Raw genomic sequence first — 23,001 nt, 5'->3', positions numbered from 1 at the left:
TTCTTTCGCTTATCTATTGACCTCTCCAGGTGGTGTGCATTCTTATTGCTTCTTATTGAGAATAGATTTTGATGACATTTTTGGTGATTTACTGTTTCTCAAATGCCTTTTTTCACTTTGTCTGTTTGTTTTGATGCTCCTTTTAATTTTCGTCTCCGTAATTTCCCTCTGTAATATTTTGGGGTGCGGAATGTGGGTTAAAAATAGCTGATTTTTATCATCTCGATGTAAGTGAGGAATATATTCATTCGCGTATTCTTTACCAATACGACCATATTTTAGGCGAATGGCTCGAGGATCTGGGCTATTATCAAAACCTGCTTCAACCCAATCACCTCGCAAAACATAATATCTATATTTTCTCAGTTCATCACTGAACAATTCTGTAATCAAAATCCGATATTCTCCATACTGTCCTTCTAGACGCAGGATGGCGCGTTTTGGAGTTGTGTCTATTATATAATTAACCTGCTGAAAATTAACTTTAGCGATTTTTACTATGTCAGTAAAATAGTCTGTAATTTTTGTATCCAATCTTCAACTCCTTGATGACAAAATTCCCAATCAGCTAAATCAATCTCCCATGTTTTACTGACTAAATTTTCTACTTGTTTGATAAAGTCTTCATCTTCATATATTTGCTGACAAAAAGTAGAATAATCTAGCTGATATTTTTCTTGATACTTAATATCTCGTTGACGAAGTTCAGCAATTTTTAAGGCTATCTTATCAAGAGTATATTGTTTAAGAGCCAAATCCATTGATTCTTGTAAATCTCCTAGTGCAGATAAAACTTCAATGTATTCATCTTTAATTGATACTGTTACCATAATTTTTACCTCTTGATAATTACGACATAAACTTACCCGTTGCCAAATTGGTTGTTAGCATTTGTTAGCTTTTTTTGTATTGGTTTTATATTCGGACTTACGCACAAGTCACGGAATAATGAACCACGAAGGAACGAAGAGAACGAAGAAAAGAGGGTTTGAGAGATATTTTGCGTAAGTTCTGTATATAATAACTTACTACCAAAATCACCGTAACGATGCCTACTAGCAAGGCATCGCGGATTTTAGATTTGCGATTGATCTGTAATCTAAAATCTAAAATCCAATCAGCGATTTAATGGTTTACCGCTGCTGCTTCTCGTGCTGCTGCGGCTTGATCTGGGTGAATACCTAAGCGTGTTAGGTTAATTCGACCCTTATTGTCAATTTCTCGGACTTTGACAATCACCTCATCACCAACAGCTACCTCATCTTCAACCTTACCAACGCGATAGTCAGCAAGTTGAGAAATGTGAATCATGCCTTCTTTACCAGGCAAGAATTCCACAAAAGCACCAATGGGTATAACCCGTGTCACACGACCGACATAAACATCCCCTTCATGGAGTTTACGAGTCATGCCCTGAACGATGTTCCGCGCTCTCTTCGCCCGGTTTTCATCAACTGCGGAAATGGTGACAGTACCATCATCTTGGATATCAATTTTTGCACCAGTTTCTTCAGTGATACCTTTAATGGTTTTACCACCAGGTCCAATCACCAGACCAATCATGTCAGGATCAATCTTGATAGTTAACAGGCGGGGGGCAAAGGGTGAAGTTTCTTCCCTGGGGGTGTCAATAGTCTGGAGCATTTTTTCCAGAATATGTAACCGAGCAGGTTTGGCTTGGTTGACAGCTTGGGCAATTACTTCTAAAGACAAACCAGATATTTTCATATCCATTTGCAAAGCTGTAATTCCGGTATCTGTACCAGCAACTTTGAAGTCCATGTCACCCAAAAAGTCTTCAATGCCTTGGATATCGGTAAGGATTCGCACTTCGTCCCCTTCCTTAATCAAACCCATTGCCGCACCGCTCACTGGTTTGGTAATGGGTACACCTGCATCCATGAGGGATAAACTAGAACCACAAACTGAACCCATCGAGGTTGAACCGTTGGAAGAAAGCACTTCCGAAACGACGCGAATTACGTAGGGAAATTTCTCTTTTGGTGGTAGTACAGGTAACAATGCCCGTTCTGCTAATGCACCATGTCCGATTTCCCGTCTACCAGGGGCGCGTAATGGTTTGGTTTCGCCGACGGAGAAGGGAGGAAAATTGTAGTGATGCAGGTAACGTTTAGTTTGTTCTAGTTGCAAGTCATCGTTAAGATTTTGGGCATCTCCAGGAGTACCAAGGGTACACATTGATAGTACCTGAGTTAGTCCCCGGTTAAATAAGCCGCTACCATGCACTCGTTTGGGTATTATGCCCACTCGACAAGAGATAGGACGAACTTCATCAAGTTTGCGACCATCTACGCGCACGTTATCTTCAATGATTTGTAAACGCATTAAGTATTTGGTAATGCTTTTGAAGGTATTACCAAGGGCTTTGGAGTCGGCTGTGGCAGCGATGCGAATGGGGTCCTCTTCTGGTAAGGCTTTGATTTCAGTAGAGATATTATCTTTAACTGCATCCAAAGCAATATCACGATCAGTTTTAGTTAACTCAAATTGCGCCAAGATTTTTTTGATCTCATCACTAGCGCGATCGCGGATATAGTTTTCTAATGTCTTATCTACTTCTGGTGGTTCTTCTTGCACAAGTTTTAGACCTAGTTCATCCAGCAAATCTAACTGGGCTTGAATTAAATCCCGAACCGCTTCGTAGCCAAAATCAATCGCTTCAATAATATCTCGCTCTGGCAATTGATTTGCACCCGCTTCCACCATGATTACCCCATCAGGTGAACCAGCAACGATTAAATCCAAATCTCCCGCTTCAATTTCTGCATAGGTGGGGTTAATAATAAAATCATCACCAACCAAGCCTACTCGCACTGCGGCCATTGGTCCATTAAAAGGAATTTGGGCAATGAGAGTAGCAATTGAAGCACCTGTAACGGCTAACACATCAGGGGGGACTTGCTCATCCATTGACATGGTTATTGCCACAACTTGCAAGTCATCTCGCAACCATGAAGGGAATAAAGGACGGAGTGGACGGTCAATCAGACGACTGGCAAGAATTGCCTTTTCCGGTGGACGACCTTCCCGGCGCATAATTCCCCCAGGAATTCTTCCTGCTGCGTACAATCTTTCTTCGTAATCTACGGTCAGTGGCAAAAAATCAATGCCTTCCCGCGCTGCTGACCTTGTAGCCGTTACTAAAACAGTTGTATCTCCTGATTGTATCAAAACCGACCCACCTGCTTGGGGGGCTAGTAGGCCAACCGTCAGTCGAATATCCCGTCCATCAAAGGATATTGACTTTTCAAATTCTGCCATTCAGTTTTTTTTCCTTCTCTTACGCGATTCTCACTCTGTGGCAATCCTAACATTTATGCAGTCTAGACGGCTTCTGTAATGAACAAACATAAAACAAAATTTTCTTATTCAACCGTACAACAGGCTTCATATCTGGGTTTGTGATCTCAGTTTTATTCTTTATAACGATTTAACATCTGAATATGATGTTTATGTCCTGGGAATTTCTGGCGATCTTGCTGATGGGGCATACAATTTGCCTTTTCTCATATATAATGGTGGATTGTGTTGAATTAAAGCCATCCCATGCCTAAACTAAAGACTCGCAAGGCTGCGGCGAAGAGATTCCGCGCCACCGGTAGCGGTAAAATTGTCCGCCGCAAACCTTTCAAAAACCACTTATTAGAGCATAAATCCTCTAGTAAAAAGAGCAATATGTCAAAAATGGCAGTTGTTCATGAACGGGACGAAGATAACGTACGTTTAATGCTTCCATATTTGTAAAAGACACAGGTAATAAGATATGACTCGGGTAAAACGCGGTAATGTAGCTCGCAAACGCCGCAATAAAATTCTCAAATTAGCTAAAGGGTTTCGTGGTTCTCACTCAACTTTGTTTAGAACCGCTAACCAACAGGTAATGAAGGCACTTCGCAGTGCTTACCGCGATCGCAAAAAGAAGAAGCGTGATTTTCGCCGTCTGTGGATAGCGCGGATTAATGCAGCTTCTAGACAACACGGTTTAAGCTACAGCCGGTTGATTGGTAATTTGAAAAAGGCCAATGTGGAACTAAACCGCAAAATGTTGGCACAATTGGCAATTCTTGATCCTGCAAGCTTCGCGAAAATTGCGGAACTGGCTAACTCGGTTAACGGATAAAGGTGGCAACGGATGAATAACGGATGTAACAGATGGCACTTCGGAAAATTAAAAATTAAAAATCAAGAAACTTTTTGGCATTTTTAATTGGAGTAAAACGCAGAACGATGATGAATAAGTTACATCTGGTATTATCCGCTACCATCTTCTTAATTTTTTGTCTGTATTTTATCGGTGGGAACTTGACTGCATCTGCCGCAACCATGGCGGAAATTGAGCAACGAGGCTATTTAAATATGGCAGTTAAGGATAATATTCGCCCTTTAGGTTTTAGGGATGAAAAGGGCAATTTGCAAGGGTTAGAAATTGATTTAGCTAAACGTTTGGCTAGTGATCTGTTGGGAAAAGCGGAGGCGGTGAAATTGCAATCGGTAGCTAATAGCGATCGCTTACCATTAGTATTTAATCAGCAAGTTGATTTAGCGATCGCTGGAGTCACAGCCACAGAATCACGTTCTCGCATCGTTAGCTTCAGTGTTCCCTACTATTATGACGGTGCAGGAATAGTTACAAAAAGTACAGCTATTCAAGCATTAAAAGATGTGAGCAAAGGGAAAATAGCTGTTCTCAACCACTCCAGTACGATTGGATACTTAAAATATTTTACACCATCTGCCGAATTAGTTATTGTAAATTCTTATGCTCAAGGCTGGGAAAAAATAGAAAGTAATCAGGTAGATGGTTTTGCAGCAGATATTAGTATTCTTAGTGGTTGGGTGCAAGCACATCCCCAACATCGCATACTGCCAACTAAATTATCAGCAGAACCGCTATCTGTAGTAATGCCAAAGGGATTACAGTATGATGAATTAAGACGTAACGTGAATGAAGCGATCGCTCGTTACACAGTTACAGGTTGGCTAAAAGAACGGATAGAATACTGGGGATTGTAGTAATTTAGTGAGAAATATACAACCTAATAACTGATAATAGATAGAGTATTTTAATAATTTGTATTTGTAGAAAATGGATAGCAATTTAGTCATCATTTATCTGTCACTTTTTGTTGGTTTACTTGCATTTGCTGGGGTGAGTGTTTTTCGTCAAGTATTCAAAACCCGAAAACTTGAAAGCTCCTTGAACAAGTTAAAAAACAAATTAACAAAAGAAAAAGGTACGGCTCAAGAATATTATGAATTAGCTAGTATCTATTCAGAAAAAAAAGTATTTAGTCAAGCCATATCCCTATTTCAAAAATCTCTCAAAGCAGCCGAAGAAGAAGGAGAAGAATCTATTGCTCCTATTTATAACGGATTGGGATATGTTTACTTTGCTCAAGAACAATATGACTTAGCAATTCGTCAGTACAAAGAAGCCATAAAATTGAACCCAGACTATGTATCGGCTCTAAATAATCTCGGACACGCTTACGAAAAGAAAAAATTGAATGCTCAAGCTTTAGAAATGTATGAAGCAACACTCAAATTAGCGCCTAATAACGTCGTTGCTAAACGTCGGGCTGAATCCTTACGTCGCTTAGTTTCTATATAAGCTCAAACCCCTACTATATTTCGTTCCCAGTCTCTGACTGGGAATGCTATCACAGAGGCTCTACCCCTACTATTATTAAAGGCAGAGCCTTCTAGAATTCATTCCCATACAAGCTAGGAAAAATTGATGCTAAATTAGAAGCACAAATTAGAAACTTAAATGTAGAAATTATTGAACTTTTAGGAGAATCAATCTTTGATTTATCTACAGTAGGGGATTTACAAAATTGGTTAAATAATCTCCAGATTTAAATTAAAAATATGACTGATTGACCATTTCAGCGTTTTCTAGGGTTAGAAATTCAGTGATATGTCTATGGTAGGGGCAGGTTGTAGATAAAATTTCGGATATACTGTTAGAATTAACTTTTTAAGCCCTGTCCCTACTTTGAAGCGTGGTTTTAGCTGTCTCCTGTTTTTTCAATGGTTTCAATCACTGCTAACCCTATACTCGAAGCGGCGATTAGCATGATTGGTGCTGCTAAAAAGGCAATGGTAAGCATCTTGAGGGCTTGGTCAAAAAAAATATAGGTGGTCATTTGTTCACCTTCTGAACTGTATACAGCTACTGGTACTATCTCATTTTTCTTCACAGCCAGGTGACTGAATTCCCAGTAATTGTATCTTAACAAAACTTTAGCTCTTTCATGACATGATGACAAAGTTTTATTGGAGTAAGCCACAAAATAAATGATCCTGTTTTGTTATGCCGAGTGTAACGTTCGCGGAGCGTGGCGTTAGCCATAGCGAAACGAAACATCTCAAGAGTTTTGAGGGACTTCCAAATAAAAACACTCAACCACTTAGGAATGTGAATTAAATAAAGTGCAAAAAGTAGAAAATTAGGGTGTGTTAGCGACAGCGTAACGCACCATTCCACATCAAATCAGAATTGCAGGTTATTAAATTTGCGTTCCTTAACGCAAAAAATCTCTCAAACTCTCATTGCTCCGTATCCTCTGTGTCTGGATTAGTACGGCTAACGCCACGCTTCGCCAACGTTTATCTGGGTAATTTATTTTTTGGAAGATAAATTCCAAAAAGAAACTAATTTATACAAGTTTGAATAGTAGCAATTACTGATTCAGCCAGACTTGGTAAATCATAACCACCTTCTAAACCAAACATAATTTTTTTGGTTATACCTAAACAGTATTCTGTAAATAAACCAAAATCTTCTGGTTGCAAATTCACACCGGCTAAAGGATCATTAGCATTAGCATCATAACCAGCACTCACAATCAATAAATCTGGCTGAAAATTGCTTAAAAACGGGAGAATTTTCCTTTCCCACAAGGGTTGATAGACAGTAATATCACTACCAGGAGGGACAGGTAAATTTAACACATTATGATGTGAACCTTGTTGAGAAGCTTTTCCCGTACCAGGATAAGCTGGATATTGGTGGAGAGAAATATAAGCAATTTCTGAGTGAGTTTCTACTATTGCTTCTGTCCCGTTTCCGTGATGTACGTCCCAATCTAGAATAGCAACCCGCTTAACTCCAGATTGTTGCAAAGCATAGAAAGCTGCTATGGCGGCATTAGAAAATAAACAAAATCCCATCCCTGTGTCACTGACTGCATGATGTCCGGGTGGACGTGCTAATACAAAAGATTTGTCTCCTGTATTAAGAACTATATCAACTCCATCTAACCAAGCACTAACCGCCAATAACGCCACATCATAACTGCGGGGAGAAATGGGAGTATCCCCGTCTAAATAACCTCCACCGGAGGCAGCGATACCTTTAACTTTGTTAATATAGGTTGTAGGATGAACCTTTTCTATCCAGGACATTAAAGATGGTTTTAATAGAACTGGTGTAGGTAGTTTCCAGGTAATTTTCTCGGCAAAACTTGCAGTTTTTAAAGCATCAACTATCGCTGTTAATCTGGCTGGTTTTTCTGGGTGATAGATTCCCGTTTTGTGATCTAAGAATTCGTCAGAATAAATAACTTGTAACATATATTTCTATACCCAAAATTTGAAATGTAAGTTAGTTGGAAGTCGAGAAACTTATTAAAATGATATATTACATACACCAATAGGTAAAGTATAGATATATAGATCCCGACTTCTTTGAGAAGTCGGGGATCTGGAGGATAATTATAAGAGGTGATATGAATACTCTGAGTCTTAAACTTCAAGGTATGAGTTGCGCGTCCTGCGCTAATAATGTTGAACAAGCAATTTTAGCTGTTTCTGGAGTGATTGATTGTCATGTTAATTTTGGTGCAGAACAGGTAACTATTAATTATGAACCTAAAAAAACAAATATAGCAGAAATTCAAGCTGCGATCGCAGATGCTGGTTATTCATCCTTTCAGATAGATGTAGAAGGTGAAGATACAGCAGCAACAGCGAGTAAATTAGCAGCAGAACAGGAACTTATTCTCAAGTTAAGAACTGGGGTTGTCATTAGTATTATTCTGTTTTTTGGTTCTTTACCGATGATGACGGGATTACATTTACCTTTTGTTCCTAAATTTCTTCATCATCCTTGGTTGCAATTAGCATTAACAACACCTGTTGAGTTTTGGTGTGGGGGATCTTTTTTCCGTAATGCTTGGAAGTCTTTAAAACGGCGCACTGCGACAATGGATACTTTGATTGCTTTGGGAACGGGTACGGCTTATTTCTATTCTTTATTCGTGACGCTTTTTCCTGATTTACTTATTTCCCAAGGCTTAGAAATTCATGTTTATTATGAAGTTGCAGCAATAGTTGTAACTTTAATTTTGTTAGGGCGATTTTTTGAACATCGTGCTAGGGGGAAAACTTCGGAAGCTATTCACAAATTGATGGGAATGCAAGCAAAAACAGCTAGGGTAATGCGAGATGGTTTGGAAATGGATATTCCCATTAATGAAGTGATAGTTAATGATCTGATTTTAGTCCGTCCTGGTGAAAAAATTCCTGTAGATGGAAAGGTAATTGATGGTATTTCTACGGTAGATGAGGCAATGGTAACGGGTGAAAGTGTAGCCGTGAGAAAACAACCAGGCGATGAGGTAATTGGGGCAACAATTAATAAAACTGGTAGTTTTAAGTTTAAGGCAACGCGGGTGGGTAAGGATACTTTTTTAGCGCAAATTGTCAAGTTAGTCCAAGAAGCACAAGGTTCAAAAGCACCGATTCAAAGGTTAGCAGATCAAGTAACTGGGTGGTTTGTGCCGACGGTAATTTTGATAGCAATTTTTACTTTTATCATCTGGTTTAGTATTACAGGTAATTTTACTTTAGCAATGATGACAATGGTGGGAGTTTTAATTATTGCTTGTCCCTGCGCTTTGGGTTTAGCTACTCCTACTTCTGTGATGGTAGGAACTGGAAAAGGTGCAGAAAATGGGATTTTAATTAAAAGTGCTGAAAGTTTAGAATTAGCACATAAAATAAATACGATTGTTCTCGATAAAACTGGAACTTTAACTCAAGGTAAACCCACAGTTACAGATTTTGTGACTATTAAAGGTACAGCAGATGGGAATGAACTTCAGTTATTAAAATTAGCTGCTACTGTAGAACAAAATTCTGAACATCCTTTAGGGGAAGCAGTGGTGAAATATACGATAAATCAAGCTGTGAGTTTAGCTGATGTCAAGAATTTTTTAGCTATTGTTGGTAGTGGTGTTCAAGGAGTTGTATATGATAACTTAGTCCAAGTTGGCACACAACGCTGGTTCACGGAATTAGGAATTGATACAGATATTTTAAAACCCCATCAAACAACTTGGGAAGGTGAAGGAAAAACAGTAATTTGGTTAGCGGTAAATGGTAATTTAGAAGCAATTATGGCTATTGCTGATGGACTTAAACCTTCATCATTAACAGCAGTTAAAGCCCTGCAAAAATTAGGGTTAGAAGTGGTAATGTTAACAGGTGATAATCAACAAACTGCCCAAACAATTGCTAATCAAGTGGGTATTACTCAAGTTTTTGCCCAAGTACGTCCAGACCAAAAAGCCGCGATGATTAAATCATTACAGCAAAGGAAAATAGGGAATAAATCTCAAATTGTGGCTATGGTAGGAGATGGAATTAATGATGCACCGGCATTAGCACAAGCAGATGTGGGAATTGCCATTGGGACAGGAACAGATGTGGCGATCGCTGCTAGTGATATTACTTTAATTTCTGGAGATCTACAAGCCATAGTGACAGCCATTCAACTCAGTCGCGCTACTATTAACAATATCCGCCAAAATCTCTTCTTTGCTTTTATTTATAATATCATTGGTATTCCCATTGCTGCGGGTATTCTCTATCCCTTCTTTGGTTGGTTACTTAACCCAATTATCGCCGGTGCAGCAATGGCATTTTCTTCAGTTTCTGTAGTCAGTAATGCTTTAAGATTGCGTAACTTTCAACCAGGAGTTAGGTAAAAAGCAAAAGTAATCTTTAGCAATTAATTAATTATCTCAATCAAACTAATCACACAAATCATAGTTAAGACGGTACTGAAGATAACTGTTTTTCTGAGTTGTTCATGATAGGAATAGATTAACCGCTTCACTGCAAGTGAAACCCTAAAAATGAACACCAATATAGATAATTTCAACTCAGTTCGTAAACCTAAAATCTTCAATCAATCAACCAGTTTTATTGAAGGTTGGTATTGGGTATTACCTTCTCAATCTTTACTGGTAGGTGATGTCAAAGCTGTGACAATTTTTGGTAAGGATTTAGTCGTATATCGGGGTAAAGATAGACGTGCAGTTATCCTAGATGCTTATTGTCCGCACATGGGTACAAGTTTAGCTGAAGGTAAAATTGAGGGTAATGAATTACGCTGTGTTTTACATCGGTGGAAATTTGATGCGGAAGGTATTTGTGTGGATATTCCTAATTTAGATGAACCTGTATCTCTGAAAGCCAAAACTTGGCCAGTAGCCGAACAATATGGGATGATTTGGGTTTGGACTGGGGAAATTCCACAACAATCTTTACCTTTTGTTTTAGATTGGGAAAATCAAGACTTTGATTTTTCTCTCGGTTCGCAATTTAGTATTGATTGTCATCCTCATATCTTACTTATTCAAACTATTGATAGTCAACAAATTAATCTGGTTCATAAATTACCATTAAAAATGGTTTTGCAGAAACAAGAACTCAATCAAAATGCGATTATTTTTAGCACTATTACAAATATTAATGGTAAGTCATTCTGGCTAGATCTTTATCGGCGGTTGTTTAAAAATTCTCTTAATTATAGTGTTTGTTATTGGTATGGAACGACAAGTATTGTTTCTTTTACGAATGAGTCTACCCAGGTACATATAATATTTACAACTCGGATATTACCAGGAGGAAAAACTGAAGGTCAAACCCTCATCATGTCCAAAAAACGGAAAGGGATGTTAGGAAAGTTAATTAATAAATTGATGTTATGGAGAGGGAAAAAAATTAGCGATCGCCTACTCAAAACCAATGATAAAATTTTACAAACCATGCAGTTTGATTTAAAAAATCCCCTGAAAGCTGATTTATCAATCATCCAATTTATCAACCATTTAGAACGACAAAAACCCCTAACCTGGGAAAGTTGGTTATTAGTGCGATCGCGGGAACGAGAGGAAGAAGTGCGGGAAGAGAGAGAAAAACGGGAAAAATGGCGCGATGAATTAGTTAATGACTAAAAACCCGAGATATTGACAATAAAAATGAAGTGGACTTGCCACTTCATCAATTCCCAGGTAGAACCTAGATACGAGTATAACGACTAAGAATTTTTCAAATCGTATAAATACATACTAATTTTCATGTTTCACCGTTAGTTTCTTATCCATTCCCCATTCCCTTTTTCCCATTTCCCATTCCCTATTACCTGTTCCCTTTCTTGTAAAAGCCTTAAAAATTAAGGTTCTACCCAACGTCCATCAGCTTTAATGAGATTAATTAATTCCTCTACACCTTGTGATTCTGGGACTTTTTTAATTTCTTCCCGACCACGATATAAAGAAATATAACCGGGAGTTTTGCCAACATAACCATAGTCAGCATCAGCCATTTCTCCGGGTCCATTCACAATACAACCCATCACAGCAATATCTAAACCTGTCAGATGTTTAGTAGCTTCTCTAACTACGTGCAGCACTTCCTCCAAATTAAATAAGGTCCGTCCACAGGAAGGACAAGCGACATACTCAACCATTGTTTTCCGCAAACCTAAAGCTTGCAGAATGCTGTAACAAACAGGAATTTCCTTTTCTGGTGCTTCTGTTAAAGACACGCGGATTGTATCACCAATGCCATCAGCTAATAATGTGGCAATACCGGCGGTAGATTTAATTCTGCCATATTCACCATCACCTGCTTCCGTCACTCCCAGGTGCAAAGGATAATCCATACCCAAATCATCCATGCGTTTAGCCATGAGACGATATGCAGCCACCATGACAGGAACTCGTGAGGCTTTCATGGAAATTACCACATTATGAAAATCCAAAGATTCACAAATGCGAATAAATTCTATGGCCGATTCCACCATCCCTTCAGGAGTATCACCATAGGTAAATAACATTCTTTCCGCCAAAGAACCATGATTGACACCGATTCGCATGGCTTTACCTTGATCACGCAAGGAAATGACCAGCGGTGCTAAGGTTTCGCGGATTTTTTCGCCAATTTCATCAAATTCAGCTTTTGTGTACTCGGTGCGACTGGTATTAGGTTTTTCAAATACATATAAACCTGGATTAATTCTCACCTTTTCAATATGTTTGGCGACTTCCAAGGCGATTTTCATGCCATTGTGATGGACATCGGCAACAATTGGCACATCTCGGTAAGTTTTGATTAATTGTTGTTTAATTTCCGCCAGTGCTTTAGCGTGTCCGAGACTAGGAACAGTGACACGAACAATTTCGCAGCCTATTTCATGAAGACGACGAATACCGGCGACAGAACCATCAATATCGAGAGTATCTTCATTAATCATAGACTGTACCACCACCGGGTATCCACCCCCAATGGTGACATCCCCCACCTTTACAGGGCGGGTTTTGCGGCGTTTGATGGTGGTATCAAAGGCTGGTTGACTAGATGCAGTGTTGGTAATTTCCAAAGTCGGCAGAGTTTGCATAATCTAAACAGGTAGATTTTCTGTAGCTAAAATATCAGATTGCCAGGGGTTATACTTCTCAGATTGCCACAATTGAGGTTATTTTAGGTGATAAAGTGGAAAAGTTAGGTGGCAAAAGTCCAAGATTTCATCAACAACTGAATTTTTAATTTTGGATGATGCGTAAAACGATATGATATAAGACATCACTTCAGTCATCAACAAATGAACGCTCTATGAAAACAGAAACCGTTCGCACGACGCTAACCATTCCCAGAGAACTCCTAGAAGCTACAGACAAGGCGGTTTTGGAAGGAAAGGCTAAGAGTCGGAATGATTTTGTCGCCCAAGCTTTACGAAGAGAATTAGCCTTACAGAAGCGGTCGGAAATTGATGCTGCATTAGCGGAAATGGCTAATGATCCAGATTATCAGGCGGAGGTATTAAAACTAGAGGTAGAATTTGCTACGGCGCAGTGGGAGGCGTTGCAGTTAGGGGAAGCTCCAAGATGAGAAGGGGTGAGGTTTATGATGCACGTCTGGAAATGACTGAAGGCTCGGAACAGGGAGGAACTCGTCCGGTAATTATTGTGAGTCGTGATGTGATTAATCTATCCAGCCCTGTAGTTTTGGCAGTACCTTGTACCACCTATCAAGATGGCAAGCGAGTTTACCCTACTCAAGTTTTGATTTTGTCCCCAGATGGTGGATTAAAGAAAGACTCGATCGCTATGGCAGATCAGGTGCGGGTATTATCTAAAACCCGTTTTCTACGTTTAAGAGGAATTTTGTCGGAGGTGGTGATGGCACATCTGGAGCAAGCGTTATTAATTGCATTAGATTTACCAGGATGTTGATAACTTGATTTAATAGGGTTTGATGAATAAATCAAAAACTTTAGATATATTAATGTAAGTTGCTAGTTAGGTAAGTTGTCAGAATTAGGATATCCAGGATTAAAGGATGAACAGGATGAAACCAGAGCTTTTATTACCAATTACCAATTACCCATTACCAGCCTCAACGAGATAACTAGCAACTTGAGTTAATAATTGTTTTGACTTTTTCGATGCTTACTTATTTCCTGTTGTGGGAGAGGAGGTTTGAGTAAATTGGCTGATTTGATGCCAAATGTCTTGGGGAGTAATACCGAAGCCAAAGTATAATAACATAACAATAGCGGCGGAAATTATAGCTGTTTTAATGGTGGTTTTAATTAATTTCCAGAGAATGATAAAAACTACCCAAGCTACTATTAAGGTGATAATCATAGAGTTGAGGAAATAGGCATTGATACTGAGTTTTTTCCGAAATTAAACACCAAAATCAGGATAATAAACTATTCTGGGGAAAAATTGCAACCTTCCTGGGCTAGATGCTTCTAATATATTTGTAAAGTGCAACTTTGGCACAGTATGAAAACTAGTTAGAAGTATGAACTACGAAATAGCACGGAAACTACTCATAGACCAAACCAGCAGTTTAGATAATCCAGATACTCTGTTAAGTCGTTTACAACAAGGTAAACCTCCCGTTCCTGGTCAGGTTACTTCCACCCTGTTGGCTTTAAAGGTGGTATTTGAAGCTTTAAAAACAGCACCAAATTTGGACAGAGAACTGGCTTTTGCTTTATATCAGTTGGCTGTGAAGGCGCAAAGATTTTTTGTTGCGGGAAGAAAGGCAGGTGTGGAGTGGCCTCCATTGCTTAATGAGGATTTAGTCCGTATCTCTCTGGGGGCTGAAAGTATTTTTTCTGGTACATGGCAAACTTTATGAAACTCCTTTTTTCTCCTTCTTCTTCCTGACTCCTGACTCCTCCTAGATTAGCGCGTTCTTAATTCTGTTTCTAATTTCTCTAAATCAGCTTTGAGTAACACCGTAATTTTACCAGTGATGGCTTTACCTTCCTTGGGTTGGGCAATTTCTACCCAATACCCATAGCGATCGCCTATCCGTAATTCTCCCTTCAATGCTTCCCGCATTGGTGTCTTTGCTAGTCTAGATGTATTAATAGTAGTTTGATCAGGATACTGATAGATGGTTTGAGCCTCATTATAATCTTGATACACATCTAAACCATAAACTACTCGCAAAGATTCTTCTAGACGTTGTAGTGTAACACCATTAACAGCATCAAAAATGGTCATGTGTTCAGTGCGAATTGTGATGCGGTCTTTAGTAAATGTTACTCTACCGGGAGGTAACACGGAGGCTTGGAAGGTAAATCTTTGAGCCGCTGTATCACTTTTACTAATAAATAATCTTTCTCCTGGTTTTGGCTGTAGTGTGGGATGGGCTTTAATCCATGAAAGTACATCCTCTGTACTGTCCCCAGGTAGGGCTTGCCCGGGAGAATTTAGCAGTATTTCTACTGATAACCAAGGTATCAGATAACAAGGTAAAATCAATAATTTTAGTAAGGATTGTGTGAGCATTGTTGAGATCAAGTGGGGTGCGTCGGAATTTTCAGTGTCAAACCATTGCTACCTTAATGACTTTCCGTGCCTTCATATCTATAAAGACCTGTTCTAGATCCTGCAAAGGTCGGTGTTCACTAATGAGCAAGTCAAAAGGAATTGTACCACTAGCGATGAGTGATAGGGCGGCGTTGACATATTCTGGTGTATTGTGAAATACGCCTTTGAGAGTAAGTTCACTATAGTGCAATTGTTCGGTATTGACAGTAATTGTGGTATTTTTTGGACAACCACCAAATAAATTGATAGTTGCACCAGGACGACCGCAAGCGATCGCAGTTTCCCAGACACTCGGTACACCAGTAGCCTCGATGACGACATCTGCACCCCAACCAGCGGTTAATTCCTTAACTGTATTGGCAATATCCGTAACTTGATGATAATTAAAAGTCTTGGCTGCACCCAGCTTTTCCCCAATCTCTAACCGTTGATGATTCCCACCCCACAATATCACCTCAGTATATTTCGCTAATACTGCCACAAACATCAAGCCAATCGCCCCATCACCCAAAACCACTACTTTGTCATTGGGTTTAGCACCACAACGGCTGATACCATGTAATACACAAGCTAAAGGTTCAGTCATCGCCGCTAATACTAGGGGCAAATGATCGGGAACAGGTAATAGATTATGCCTAACTATGGGAGCAGGAATTTTCAGATATTCTGCAAATGTGCCATTATTCCAAGTTATGTGGGGACATAAAGAATATTCTTGGCGTTGACAAAAGAAACATTTCATGCAGGGAGCAGAATTATTTGCCACCACGCGATCGCCTACCCGCCAATTCCTCACCCCAGCACCGACAGCCACAATCCGTCCTGCACCTTCATGACCAAACAGTGTCGGCAGTGTCAGCATTTTAGCATGACCACCCCGTCGCCACACCTTCAAATCTGTACCACAAGTAGTAGCTGCTTCCACCTGAATCACCACCTCGCCGGCTGCGGGGGTCGGGTCAGGAACTTGTTCTAGGCGTAAATCCTCTTGTCCGTAGAGTAGTGCTGCTAACAAAACTTTTCACCCATAAAAAAGAAGTATGGCTTTAACCACACTATTAAAACCAATTAAATACGGTTTTATACCATACTTAATGATATCGGCATATATTTTGTATTTAAAATTAGCAATTTGTGATTTTAGCCAAATTTATGCTAATTAGCGATTTTTCCCGGACAAATTCAAGAACTCAACGCCGTTTGCTGTAAAACTTCTTGATTACGGGTTTCTCGCTGAGATAGGGGATCAGATCCATCATTGATACTTAAAACTGGTACTTCTTGTCTACAGGACAGACAAAACCAATAAACCTCATGATGGCGAACATGACGCAGAACCGAACCGCCACAGCAGGGGCAGGTGTTAACTATGATACTCATAAAATGTCCTCCTTTCAAAAAATTCAACCCCGGCAATGTTATAATTGATCTCGACATCACCATTAAAAACAATTCCAACTTCTACTTTTATGCTTGATTTAATGACGTTCATTTTTCCAGCCATTTATTTCCCCATTCGGAACCCTCCAATTTGGAGAAAATGGAGGTAAAAAACTATCAATAAATGCTAAATTAACAGACTGTTAAAAGATTTTCACAAACTCATTTTTTTATCGAAACATGAAAAATTCAGACAACATTATTAAACTATAAACTAGTATAGACCTTGTTCATCTATCTGAGGGATCATAAATATCTAATTTTTACCGAATAATTCCTTCACCATTATTTTGCGATCATTTTAATCAATAACTCATGAAAATTGCTACTTGGAATGTGAATTCTGTGCGGACACGTTTAGAACAGGTTATCAATTGGTTAACAGAAAATCCAGTTGATGTTTTGTGTTTACAAGAAACTAAAGTCATAGACCAGGACTTTCCTAGTCTCGCATTTACAAATTTAGGCTATTATCCGTATATTTCCGGTCAAAAATCTTATAACGGTGTGGCTTTAATTAGTCGTCAACCGTTGATAGATGTAAGCGTAGGTTTTAGTTCTATTTTACCAGGACTAGAATCAGCATGGGATGAGCAAAAACGGGTGATTACGGGTGTAATTGAGGGTGTAAGAATTGTTAATCTTTACGTTCCCAATGGTTCATCTATTGGTAGCGAAAAGTATGAATATAAGTTAGGCTGGTTAAAAATACTGCAAGAATATTTACAGACGTTAATATTATCAAATCCAGCTATTTCTCTGTGTGGTGATTTTAATATTGCCCTAGAAGATATAGATATTAATGATAAAGTAAAAATAGATAATCACATCATGGCATCGGAATTAGAACGTCAAGCTTTACGAGATGTTCTGAATGTAGGTTTTGCAGATGCTTTTCGTAAATTCAACAGCGAAGGAGAAAATTATAGTTGGTGGGATTATCGCACGGCTGCTTTTAAGCGTAATTTAGGTTGGCGAATAGATCACCATTATCTCACACCAATGTTGTATGAACGCGCTCAAAGTTGTGTTATTGATATTGAACCGCGAAAGTTAGTTCAACCCAGTGACCATACACCAGTAATTGTAGAATTTTAGCGGATTTTAGATCCCCGACTTCTTTGAGAAGTGGGGGATCTGATTTTCCATTTATCTCCCTAACAATAAACCTCTGAAAAAATAAATCATGTTTGTTAATATTTGTTCTATCCATAATATAGAATAATCTAACCATTCCAGAATTTGTTCTAATGGGTGTTTTTCATAGCCTAATGAGGTGGCAGAAATATCAATCCAGTCTGGCTTAAAATTAAATTCTTGGCTGGTTTGACTACCTGTTTGGGGAAATTCGTCATTTTTCGGGTGGGGTGGTTGTTGACCTATTTTACTGCGAACTCCCGGTAATCCCCATTTTATTTGCGGTTGGGGTAATTCACTAACATCATGATGATCATTTTCACCAAATAAATCATTCCATGTTAACCAAGTATCTTCTGAAGTATCCCCCATATTTAACGGATTGTTTACTGATACTATCTTTTCAAAATCAGGGTTACTTTGTGGGGTTTCTCCAGAAGAATTTGAGTCAAGTTGATAAGTATTTCTGACAACAAAAAAGTAGTTTATCGCGGCTAAAATTAAATTAGAAATACTTTGTTGCTGAGGTTTTAAGTGATCATGATTAATAGTTAAATCATTAACTTGACTTTGGAAATTCTTGACGATTTCCTGACTGTGTTTCTGAACGGGGACTAAAGCCGTAGTTTCTAAATTAGCAATTAATTGATCGAGAAATCCAAAAAGTTTCAGGGGATTGAGGAGAGGTTGTTGTACTATGATAGGATGATCATCAGTTAACTTATTCAAAAGATGATCAATTTTGGGTAGTAATTCTTGTTGTTGGTGAGCAATTAGTTGTAAAGAATACCGATATTCACTAATTTCGCTATTAATTCTATCTGCTAATTTGACGTTTTGCTGCGGTGTGAAAATATCGAAAATACGATTATCTGCGCTTACTAATACTAAATTACGGGTTTGTAATTCTATGGCAATTCCCTGTACTGTTGGTATATGCTGTTGCAGGGTACTTTCTGAACTTGGAGAATTTGGACGAGGAAAAACTTTCTTCCACAAAGATTCTAAAAATGTGAGAGGATTGGTTTGTGAGGAAGTTGGGATATCAGTCTCTCCGGGAGAAAGATTTTTGACAACATCTAATATAATTTGAATTGGTGCATCACTGCTAGGAGGAGTTGCTGATTGTAATTTTTTGACTGTGCCATTTTGTTGCCATAATTGGTAAAGTGGATACAGTAGAGAACCTACACCCAAACCAGTAGCAAGTTGCAAATTCTTGAAGGTGTTTTCCAGTGTTTGTGTCAACCGTCGAGAATGCTGGTAGACAAAGTTGAAGAGTTTGCTTTGATAGCGATTGGAGAAATCAGAAGACATGGTAATTATGTGTAATTTGTAGGGTGGAGGTTATCGTCAATTAAAGGCTTTAAATCCCTATTTTTAATTTTGAATTGTTAAGAGATTCCCACAGACATATAAATTTTCAGCAATAGCAATTATTGACATTCATAGTAATTGGGAATTGCATGAGAGACAAACTAAAAATCAAAGCAGCTTCATTTCTGAATTTTGACTCCTGACTCCTGACTCCTGCTCTATATTATTTTATTAGAAATATGACTCTTCCTGTATCCTCATTAAATACTAAATCTATATCCACAGCAATTGAAAATTTGCGTTCTTGTTGTCAGGTTGATATCCAGTCAAGCTGGCAATATCAGGAAACTGACGGGGTAGTTACTGATTTTATCCCATTTAGTTTAACTGATTGGCAACCTGTGGAACTAAATGAAAAAGCTCATGTTTCCTGGACAGGGGGAAACCAGGTATTATGGTTAGGACAAAAATTTTCTGTTCCTGAACATTTACACAATTTTCCGTTAACGAGTTTGTCTTTGCGGTTGGCGTTGGTATGGTGGGCGGATTTAGCAGAAGTGTATGTTAATGGTAAGTTAGTATTGACGGGGGATTTGTTTGATTCTTCCCCGCGAGTGTTGGTGAGTCCGAGTGTAACTCCTGGAGAAGAGTTTACCATAGCTTTGCGGTTGGTAAGTCCGGGACATTGTGATGGGGCGTTGATGCGATCGCTTGCAATTTTTGAGTCCACAGATTATGATAATCCTGATGCTGGTTTTATTGCTGATGAATTAGCAGTTACGGAAATTCTTTTACAAAACTTCGCACCAGAAAAGTTACTAAGTTTAGCTGGGGAAGTTGAGAAGGTTACAAATCGCCAAGACGCAGAAAATCAAGATTGGAAGACATATCTGCTGAATTTACAACAAACTTATTTGAGTTTAACTGAGTTTATCAACGCTCAAAAATATAAAATTAATTTATTAGGTCATGCACATTTAGATTTAGCCTGGTTATGGCCTGTGGAGGAAACTTGGAAAGCAGCACAAAATACTTTTGAGTCAGCTTTAAAATTACAAGAAGATTTTCCCGAATTAATTTTCTGTCATACCACACCGGCGTTGTATGCTTGGATTGAAGAAAATCGTCCCGACTTGTTTCAAGCCATTCAAAATCAAGTTAAAGCGGGAAAATGGGAAGTTTTGGGAGGTTTTTGGGTTGAACCGGATTTGAATTTAATTGCTGGTGAGTCTATAGTGCGTCAGTTATTATATGGACAAAAGTATTTTCTCCAGAAGTTCGGAAAAATATCTGCTGTAGTTTGGGTTCCCGACACCTTTGGTTTTTGTGCGACCTTACCCCAATTTTTTGCAAATGCAGGAATTGAGTGTTTTGTAACTCAGAAACTCCGCTGGAATGATACAACTAAATTTGATTATGACTTATTTTGGTGGCGATCGCCTGATGGCAGTCAAACATTAAGTTTCATGTCCGCACCTATCGGCGAAACCATCGAACCAGTTAGAATGACCAAGTACGCTTGTGACTGGAAAACGCAAACAGGTTTACAAAATTCTCTTTGGCTTCCCGGAGTCGGTGATCATGGTGGTGGTCCAACCCGTGATATGCTAGAAATCGCGCGGCGGTGGGAACATTCCCCAATTTTCCCCAAGTTAGAATTTACAACTTCCGAAAAATACCTCAACGACATAAAATCATCAACTCAAAACTTACCAGTTTGGGAAGACGAACTTTATTTAGACTTCCACCGAGGATGTTATACTACCCACGCAGACCAAAAACGCTGGAATCGTAAATCTGAACATCTATTATATAGTGCTGAATTATTCGCAACTTTAGCAAATATCCTTTGTGGTGCAGAATTTCCGCAAACAGAAATAGAAACCGCATGGAAAAAAGTTTTATTTAACCAGTTTCACGACATTCTCCCCGGTTCTTCCATTACCCAAGTTTACGCAGACGCTTTACCAGAATGGGAAGCAGTAGAAAAAGTGGGAACAGAAATATTAGAGAACTCTTTGAGTGCGATCGCCTCCACAATTAACATACCACAACCTCCCAACCCTGACAGCATCCCCGTCATAATTTTTAACTCACTCAACTGGGAACGTTCCCAAGTTGTCACCATTGACTTATCAAAAATCATCACCACAGATTACCCAACCTGGAAAATTTCTGATATTCAAGGAAAAGAAATCCCCTCCCAAAACAGCGAAGACTCAACCTTATTATTTTTCCCAACCATACCATCTATAGGTTACAGCATTTTCTGGCTGTCTCCATCTTCCCCCCAACCCAAAACATTCCCTGAAAACTGGATATTAGAAAACGAATATTTGCAAATTCAAATCAACCCCGAAACCGGAGATATAGCCAACATCTTCGACAAAACCCAACAACGAGAAATTTTAACCGGTGTAGGAAATCAACTTCAAGCCTTTAGGGACAGCGGACAATATTGGGATGCTTGGAACATAGACCCAGATTATAACACAAAACCTCTACCGCCAACTCAATTAAAATTAATTCAATGGCAAGAATATGGAGAAATTCAACAACGATTGCGAGTAGTCCGTCAACTCGGAAAATCAGAATTTTGTCAAGATTACATCTTGGAAATCGGTTCACCAATTTTGAAAATAACTAACACTGTAAATTGGCAAGAAAATCAAGTATTAGTTAAAACAGCCTTTCCTCTCAATCTTCAAGCCGAATTTGCCACTTATGAAATTCCCTGCGGTGCTATTCGTCGTTCTACAAATCCCCAAACCCCTGTGGAAAAGGCGAAATGGGAAGTCCCCGCTTTACATTGGGCAGATTTAACCACAGATACGGGTACGGGAAAATACGGAGTTAGTCTTATTAATGATTGTAAATATGGTTACGATGCCAAGCCTAACCAACTACGCCTCACCTTGCTAAGAAGTTCCCAGTGGCCAGACTCCCAAGCAGATAGAGGGATACAAGAATTTACCTACAGTTTATATCCTCATTTAGACAGTTGGGAAGAAGCAGAAACCGTCAAACGTGGTTATGAGTTGAATGTTCCTTTGCAAGTATTAGTAAACCCAATCAACTATCAACCTAGATTAAACCTTTGTCAAAGCCAAAGTTTTTTATCTTTATCAGCAGATAACTTGATTTTAATGGCACTTAAACCCAGTGAAAATGATCCAAAAAAGTTTATTATTCGCTTTTATGAATGTCATGGACAAACAGCAGAAATATCTTTGCAAAGCGAGATTTTAAATCTAGAAAAACCCACTGATTTATTAGAAGATAATATCAAACTTGCCGCAATAAATCAAGTCAATAAAAATATTGACCCTTGGAAAATTATGACATTTCAAGCCACATTCAGCAAAATTCAGGAATAGGGGGGGGTGGGGGAGGTAGGGGAAGAACAGAAGTTTTTTCCGATCATTACCTGTCAAAATAAATTTAACAGACTACTAGGGCAAATAAAGTTCTTAGAACAATACCTTGTCCAAATTAGAAAAAGCCTTGATTTGTAGGTTGGGTTGTGGAACGTAAACGTATCCCTGCGGGACGCTGCGTGAACGCGGAGCAATTAGCATGAAACCCAACATGAGCGTTGGGTTGCGCTGTCGCTTAACCCAACAAAGCAGAAAATGGACAAGGTATTGTAGAACTATCAAGTTTTCTATGAACGTGACCGCATTTAGTACAGGTCTTTGATGTATATTCTTCAGTTATTCTTGCTAATTTGGAACCGTAACGGTTACACAAATGCTCAAGAGTTTGAGAGAACGTTTCCTCTGTGTCTGGAGTGGTATAGGTGACGTACTCCACACACTCCCTTTCAGGTGAGTGTGGGCTTCTCAGTGACTCCTCTATGAGGACATTAACTGAGCTTTAAGACCGTGCGCCCCACGGTTCTTTGGTTTTGAGATTTGTTTTTTGTTTTGTAGGCTGC

General features: G+C 39.0%; 23 protein-coding genes and 1 pseudogene. 13 read left to right on the top strand and 11 right to left on the bottom strand.

The window, feature by feature from the left end; translation table 11 throughout:
• Positions 1-174: pseudogene (locus PN471_RS08040) on the top strand (C4-dicarboxylate ABC transporter); the annotation flags it as partial.
• 323 nt (positions 175-497) lie between these two features.
• Here PN471_RS08040 and PN471_RS08035 read toward each other — a convergent pair.
• A complete protein-coding gene (locus PN471_RS08035) occupies positions 498-830 on the bottom strand; it encodes a hypothetical protein (RefSeq protein ID WP_027401341.1) in 333 nt (110 codons plus the stop codon).
• A gap of 295 nt (positions 831-1,125) precedes the next feature.
• A complete protein-coding gene (locus tag PN471_RS08030; protein WP_271776389.1) occupies positions 1,126-3,282 on the bottom strand; it encodes a polyribonucleotide nucleotidyltransferase in 2,157 nt (718 codons plus the stop codon).
• A gap of 285 nt (positions 3,283-3,567) precedes the next feature.
• Between PN471_RS08030 and rpmI the strand changes: the two genes are divergently transcribed.
• The 5 genes from rpmI to PN471_RS08005 all read left to right on the top strand — a co-directional run bounded on the left by rpmI (position 3,568) and on the right by PN471_RS08005 (position 5,883).
• Entirely contained in the window at positions 3,568-3,765 is a 198-nt protein-coding gene (gene rpmI, locus PN471_RS08025) for a 50S ribosomal protein L35 (RefSeq protein WP_193897630.1), read from the top strand.
• Between the two features lie 19 nt (positions 3,766-3,784).
• Entirely contained in the window at positions 3,785-4,141 is a 357-nt protein-coding gene (gene rplT, locus PN471_RS08020; RefSeq protein WP_015079973.1) for a 50S ribosomal protein L20, read from the top strand.
• A gap of 107 nt (positions 4,142-4,248) precedes the next feature.
• Positions 4,249-5,034 carry a transporter substrate-binding domain-containing protein gene (locus tag PN471_RS08015; protein WP_271776391.1) on the top strand — a complete coding sequence of 262 codons (786 nt, stop codon included), beginning with the start codon at positions 4,249-4,251 and terminating at the stop codon, positions 5,032-5,034.
• Between the two features lie 73 nt (positions 5,035-5,107).
• Positions 5,108-5,632 (top strand): tetratricopeptide repeat protein, encoded by a 525-nt coding sequence (locus PN471_RS08010; RefSeq protein WP_193897632.1) that lies wholly within the window; start codon positions 5,108-5,110, stop codon positions 5,630-5,632.
• 122 nt (positions 5,633-5,754) lie between these two features.
• A complete protein-coding gene (locus PN471_RS08005; RefSeq protein ID WP_271776390.1) occupies positions 5,755-5,883 on the top strand; it encodes a DUF4351 domain-containing protein in 129 nt (42 codons plus the stop codon).
• 149 nt (positions 5,884-6,032) lie between these two features.
• Here the strand turns inward: PN471_RS08005 and PN471_RS08000 are convergent, their stop codons facing one another.
• Together PN471_RS08000 and PN471_RS07995 are read right to left on the bottom strand one after the other, a co-directional pair.
• Positions 6,033-6,314, bottom strand: coding sequence for a hypothetical protein (locus PN471_RS08000; RefSeq protein WP_193897665.1), 282 nt, complete (start codon positions 6,312-6,314; stop codon positions 6,033-6,035).
• Between the two features lie 364 nt (positions 6,315-6,678).
• A complete protein-coding gene (locus PN471_RS07995; RefSeq protein ID WP_271776388.1) occupies positions 6,679-7,599 on the bottom strand; it encodes a histone deacetylase family protein in 921 nt (306 codons plus the stop codon).
• 155 nt (positions 7,600-7,754) lie between these two features.
• Between PN471_RS07995 and PN471_RS07990 the strand changes: the two genes are divergently transcribed.
• Both PN471_RS07990 and PN471_RS07985 read left to right on the top strand, forming a co-directional pair.
• On the top strand, positions 7,755-10,016 hold the full coding sequence (locus tag PN471_RS07990; RefSeq protein ID WP_271776387.1) for a heavy metal translocating P-type ATPase: 2,262 nt from the start codon (positions 7,755-7,757) through the stop codon (positions 10,014-10,016).
• A gap of 150 nt (positions 10,017-10,166) precedes the next feature.
• Positions 10,167-11,270 carry an aromatic ring-hydroxylating dioxygenase subunit alpha gene (locus PN471_RS07985; protein ID WP_271776386.1) on the top strand — a complete coding sequence of 368 codons (1,104 nt, stop codon included), beginning with the start codon at positions 10,167-10,169 and terminating at the stop codon, positions 11,268-11,270.
• Between the two features lie 218 nt (positions 11,271-11,488).
• Here PN471_RS07985 and ispG read toward each other — a convergent pair whose 3' ends face one another.
• Positions 11,489-12,715, bottom strand: a complete 1,227-nt coding sequence (ispG, locus tag PN471_RS07980) for a (E)-4-hydroxy-3-methylbut-2-enyl-diphosphate synthase (RefSeq protein WP_168644056.1) — start codon at positions 12,713-12,715, stop codon at positions 11,489-11,491.
• Positions 12,716-12,930: 215 nt separating this feature from the next.
• Here ispG and PN471_RS07975 point away from each other — a divergent pair, with 215 nt between their 5' ends.
• Positions 12,931-13,206: a ribbon-helix-helix domain-containing protein gene (locus PN471_RS07975; RefSeq protein WP_039200340.1), complete on the top strand. Its 276-nt coding sequence runs from the start codon at positions 12,931-12,933 to the stop codon at positions 13,204-13,206.
• Entirely contained in the window at positions 13,203-13,550 is a 348-nt protein-coding gene (locus PN471_RS07970; RefSeq protein WP_193897642.1) for a type II toxin-antitoxin system PemK/MazF family toxin, read from the top strand. Before PN471_RS07975 ends, PN471_RS07970 begins: the two co-directional genes overlap by 4 nt.
• A gap of 216 nt (positions 13,551-13,766) precedes the next feature.
• On the opposite strand, the gene PN471_RS07965 is transcribed toward PN471_RS07970, so the two are convergent.
• Positions 13,767-13,964, bottom strand: a complete 198-nt coding sequence (locus tag PN471_RS07965; RefSeq protein ID WP_193897644.1) for a hypothetical protein — start codon at positions 13,962-13,964, stop codon at positions 13,767-13,769.
• 163 nt (positions 13,965-14,127) lie between these two features.
• On the opposite strand from PN471_RS07965, the gene PN471_RS07960 reads away from it, so the two are divergent.
• Positions 14,128-14,469, top strand: coding sequence for a Dethiobiotin synthetase (locus PN471_RS07960; protein ID WP_193897646.1), 342 nt, complete (start codon positions 14,128-14,130; stop codon positions 14,467-14,469).
• A 47-nt stretch (positions 14,470-14,516) separates the two neighbouring features.
• Here PN471_RS07960 and PN471_RS07955 read toward each other — a convergent pair whose 3' ends face one another.
• From PN471_RS07955 to PN471_RS07945, 3 genes are all read right to left on the bottom strand, one after another.
• Complete coding sequence (locus PN471_RS07955) at positions 14,517-15,128, bottom strand: hypothetical protein (protein ID WP_271776385.1); 612 nt, start codon at positions 15,126-15,128, stop codon at positions 14,517-14,519.
• Between the two features lie 37 nt (positions 15,129-15,165).
• Positions 15,166-16,185: a zinc-dependent alcohol dehydrogenase gene (locus PN471_RS07950; protein ID WP_271776384.1), complete on the bottom strand. Its 1,020-nt coding sequence runs from the start codon at positions 16,183-16,185 to the stop codon at positions 15,166-15,168.
• A gap of 167 nt (positions 16,186-16,352) precedes the next feature.
• Entirely contained in the window at positions 16,353-16,550 is a 198-nt protein-coding gene (locus tag PN471_RS07945) for a hypothetical protein (protein WP_271776383.1), read from the bottom strand.
• A 375-nt stretch (positions 16,551-16,925) separates the two neighbouring features.
• Here PN471_RS07945 and xth point away from each other — a divergent pair, with 375 nt between their 5' ends.
• Positions 16,926-17,708, top strand: coding sequence for an exodeoxyribonuclease III (gene xth / locus PN471_RS07940; protein ID WP_271776382.1), 783 nt, complete (start codon positions 16,926-16,928; stop codon positions 17,706-17,708).
• Positions 17,709-17,759: 51 nt separating this feature from the next.
• Here the strand turns inward: xth and PN471_RS07935 are convergent, their stop codons facing one another.
• Positions 17,760-19,064: a hypothetical protein gene (locus tag PN471_RS07935; protein ID WP_271776381.1), complete on the bottom strand. Its 1,305-nt coding sequence runs from the start codon at positions 19,062-19,064 to the stop codon at positions 17,760-17,762.
• 239 nt (positions 19,065-19,303) lie between these two features.
• Here PN471_RS07935 and PN471_RS07930 point away from each other — a divergent pair, with 239 nt between their 5' ends.
• The gene (locus PN471_RS07930) at positions 19,304-22,441 is read left to right on the top strand and encodes an alpha-mannosidase (RefSeq protein ID WP_271776380.1); all 3,138 of its coding nucleotides are present in this window, start codon (positions 19,304-19,306) and stop codon (positions 22,439-22,441) included.
• 235 nt (positions 22,442-22,676) lie between these two features.
• On the opposite strand, the gene PN471_RS07925 is transcribed toward PN471_RS07930, so the two are convergent.
• Positions 22,677-22,877, bottom strand: a complete 201-nt coding sequence (locus tag PN471_RS07925; RefSeq protein WP_271776379.1) for a zinc ribbon domain-containing protein — start codon at positions 22,875-22,877, stop codon at positions 22,677-22,679.
• Positions 22,878-23,001 lie beyond the last annotated feature (124 nt).

Origin of the sequence: Aphanizomenon sp. CS-733/32 (assembly GCF_028330045.1) — a bacterium.
GTDB classification, from domain to species: domain Bacteria; phylum Cyanobacteriota; class Cyanobacteriia; order Cyanobacteriales; family Nostocaceae; genus Dolichospermum; species Dolichospermum gracile.
Note: the sequence above shows the minus strand (reverse complement) of the source record. Positions and strands in the feature narration are given on the sequence as shown.